At 68.3% G+C, this 3,481-nt stretch carries 4 protein-coding genes; 3 read left to right on the forward strand and 1 reads right to left on the reverse strand.

What is annotated here, in order from left to right; genetic code table 11:
* The 3 genes from AC1D2K_RS32065 to AC1D2K_RS32075 form a co-directional block, all read left to right on the forward strand.
* The coding region (locus tag AC1D2K_RS32065) for a type IV pilus twitching motility protein PilT (protein ID WP_478094145.1) at positions 1–670 on the forward strand (670 nt) is incomplete at its 5' end.
* 34 nt (positions 671–704) lie between these two features.
* Positions 705–1,841 (forward strand): PilT/PilU family type 4a pilus ATPase, encoded by a 1,137-nt coding sequence (locus AC1D2K_RS32070; protein WP_478094147.1) that lies wholly within the window; start codon positions 705–707, stop codon positions 1,839–1,841.
* A 22-nt stretch (positions 1,842–1,863) separates the two neighbouring features.
* Positions 1,864–2,781, forward strand: coding sequence for an NAD(P)-dependent oxidoreductase (locus AC1D2K_RS32075; protein WP_478094149.1), 918 nt, complete (start codon positions 1,864–1,866; stop codon positions 2,779–2,781).
* A 224-nt stretch (positions 2,782–3,005) separates the two neighbouring features.
* On the opposite strand, the gene AC1D2K_RS32080 is transcribed toward AC1D2K_RS32075, so the two are convergent.
* Positions 3,006–3,481 (reverse strand): BON domain-containing protein (locus AC1D2K_RS32080; protein WP_478094151.1); only part of this gene is annotated, 476 nt, incomplete at its 5' end.

The following is a 3,481-nucleotide window of genomic DNA, read 5'->3' on the forward strand; positions in this document are numbered from 1 at the left end:
GGTGCTCGTCACCGGCCCCACCGGCTCGGGCAAGTCGACCACGCTGGCGGCAATGGTCAACTACCTGAACGAGACCGAGTACGGCCACATTCTCACGGTGGAAGACCCGATCGAGTTCGTGCACGACTCCAAGAAGTGCCTGATCAACCAGCGCGAGGTCGGGCCGATGACGCTGTCCTTCGCCAATGCGCTGCGCTCGGCCCTGCGCGAGGACCCGGACGCGATCCTGGTCGGCGAAATGCGCGACCTCGAGACCATCCGCCTGGCGATGACCGCAGCCGAGACCGGCCACCTGGTGTTCGGCACGCTGCACACCTCGTCGGCGGCCAAGACCATCGACCGGATCATCGACGTCTTCCCGGGCGAGGAAAAGGAAATGATCCGCGCCATGCTGTCGGAGTCGCTGCAGGCGGTGATCTCGCAGACGCTGTGCAAGACCAAGGACGGCCAGGGCCGCGTGGCGGCGCACGAGATCATGCTGGGCACGCCCGCCATCCGCAACCTGATCCGCGAAGGCAAGGTGGCGCAGATGTATTCGTCGATCCAGACCGGCAGCGGCCAGGGCATGCAGACGCTGGACCAGAACCTCACGGACCTGGTGCGCCGCAGTGTCATTTCCTCCGCCGAAGCGCGCGGGAAGGCCAAGATCCCCGAGAATTTCCCCGGCTGACCCAGCCCTAGCGCAGCCGCACCGGAGTACCGTCATGGAACGCGATCAAGCCAGCCAGTTCATCAACGACCTGCTCAAGCTCATGGTGAGCCGCAACGGCAGCGACCTGTTCATCACGGCCGACTTCCCGCCCGCGATCAAGGTCGACGGCAAGGTCACCAAGGTGTCTGCCCAGGCGCTCGGCGCCCAGCACACGCTGGCGCTCACGCGCTCGGTCATGAACGACCGCCAGACGGCCGAGTTCGAGCGCACCAAGGAGTGCAACTTCGCGATCTCGCCGACCGGCATCGGCCGCTTCCGCGTCAATGCCTTCGTCCAGCAGGGCAAGGTCGGGATGGTGCTGCGGACCATTCCGGCCAAGCTGCCGACCATCGACGGCCTGGGCATGCCGCAGGTGCTCAAGGACGTGGCGATGACCAAGCGCGGCCTGACGATCCTGGTCGGCGCCACCGGCTCGGGCAAGTCGACCACGCTGGCCGCGATGATCGACTGGCGCAACGAGAACTCCTACGGCCACATCGTGACGGTCGAGGACCCGGTCGAGTTCGTGCACCCGCACAAGAACTGCGTGGTCACCCAGCGCGAGGTCGGCATCGACACCGACAGCTGGGAGGCTGCCCTCAAGAACACGCTGCGCCAGGCGCCTGACGTGATCCTGATGGGCGAAATCCGCGACCGCGAGACCATGGAGCACGCCGTGGCCTTCGCCGAGACCGGCCACCTGTGCATGGCGACGCTGCACGCCAACAGCGCCAACCAGGCGCTGGACCGCATCATCAACTTCTTCCCCGAGGAGCGCCGGGCCCAGCTCCTGATGGACCTGTCGCTGAACCTGCGCTCGCTGGTCTCGCAGCGGCTGATCCCGACCGAGGACGGCCACGGCCGCATCGCCGCGGTCGAGATCCTGCTGAACACGCCGCTGATCTCCGACATGATCTTCAAGGGCGAGGTCGGCGAGATCAAGGAGATCATGAAGAAGAGCCGCAACCTGGGCATGCAGACTTTCGACCAGGCGCTGTTCGACCTGTTCGAGGGCAACGCGATCAGCCTCGACGACGCGATCCGCAACGCCGACTCGGCCAACGACCTGCGGCTGCAGATCAAGCTCAACAGCCAGCGCGCGCGCACCACCGACCTGTCGGCGGGGACAGAACACTTCGCGATCGTCTGAAGCTCGCGCTAAGCTTGGAGGCATGAGCCTCAACCCCAAAACCTACGAACCCGTCCCCTCGCAGAAGGTCGCCTTCCTCGGCCTCGGCGTGATGGGCTACCCCATGGCGGGCCATCTCGCGCTGGCCGGCCACCACGTCACGGTCTACAACCGCAGCGCCGGCAAGGCCAAGGACTGGGAAGCGGAATTCAAGCCGCAGGCTTCGGCCTCGGTGAGCCACTCCGCAACCCCGCGCGGCGCCGCGTCCAACGCCGACATCGTGTTCTGCTGCGTCGGCAACGACGACGACCTGCGCTCGGTGGTGCTGGGCGACAACGGTGCCTTCGCGGGCATGGCCCCGGGCTCGGTGTTCGTCGACCACACGACCGCCTCGGCCGACGTGGCGCGAGAGCTCTCCAAGGCGGCGCTCGAACGCGGCCTGCAGTTCATCGACGCCCCGGTCTCCGGCGGCCAGGCCGGCGCCCAGAACGGCGCGCTGACCGTGATGTGCGGCGGCGACCCGGCCACCTTCGCCAAGGTCGAGCCCGTGATCGCGGCCTTCGCGCGCGCCGTCACGCTGCTCGGCGAGAGCGGCGCGGGCCAGCTCGCCAAGATGGTCAACCAGATCGCGATCGCCGGACTGGTGCAGGGCCTGTCCGAGGCCATCGCCTTCGGCCAGCGCGCCGGCCTGGACATGAATGCGGTGCTCGCCGTCATCGGCAAGGGCGCGGCCCAGAGCTGGCAGATGGACAACCGCGGCAAGACCATGATCGAAGGCAAGTTCGACTACGGCTTCGCGGTCGACTGGATGCGCAAGGACCTCGGCCTGGTGCTCGACGAAGCCAAGCGCAATGGCGCGCGCTTGCCGGTGACCGCGCTGGTCGACCAGTTCTATGCCGACGTGCAGCAGGCCGGCGGCAGGCGCTGGGACACCTCCAGCCTGATCACCCGGCTGAAATAGGGCCCCCACGCTCCCCCACTTCGTGTGGGTCGCTGCCCCCCGAGGGGGCCGCAGGCCGCCTTGGGGCGGCCCGGCGCCGGCCTGAGGGCCCCCACGCTCCCCCACTTCGTGTGGGTCGCTGCCCCCCGAGGGGGAAGTCGCAGGCCGCCCGTCAGCGCGAAGCGCGGACTTCGCCGCGCTGGCGGCCCGGCGCCGGCCTGGGCGCGGCCCTCCAAAGGGGCCGATCAGCGCACCGGTGAGGTCGTGACGCCGCCGTTGGCCGGCGGCTGCGACGACGAGGGCAGCGGCGGCAGCGGCTCCATCGGCGGCAGCGGCACGCTCGAACGCGAGGCCGGTGCGCTGCCCGACGCGCCGGTGCCGCCTGGCTGGGACTGTTGCTGCAACTGGTTCTGCAGCTCGGTCTCGGTGACGATCTCGACCACGCGCACCACCTTCGTGACGCCCGAAACGCCGCGCGCGATGTCGGTCGCGCGATCGGTCTCGCGGCGGGTCGCGATGCCCATCAGGTAGACCGTGCCGCGCTCGGTCACGACCTTGAACGAATTGGCGAAGATGTCCTTGGCATCGAGCAGCGAAGCCTTGACCTTGCCGGTGATGAAAGTGTCGTTGGAGCGATCCTGGAAGGTGGTCGGCGGCCCGACCACCAGTTCGTTGACCACCGTTCGCACGTTGTCGACCCGCCGCACCACGTCCTCGACGC

The organism is Variovorax sp. P1_H12_2, from assembly GCF_056405335.1.

Excerpts from the sequence above, each read along its gene's own strand:
- AC1D2K_RS32070 (WP_478094147.1), top strand. The coding sequence starts at position 705 with ATGGAACGCGATCAAGCCAGCCAGTTCATCAACGACCTGCTCAAGCTC.
- AC1D2K_RS32075 (WP_478094149.1), top strand. The coding sequence starts at position 1,864 with ATGAGCCTCAACCCCAAAACCTACGAACCCGTCCCCTCGCAGAAGGTC.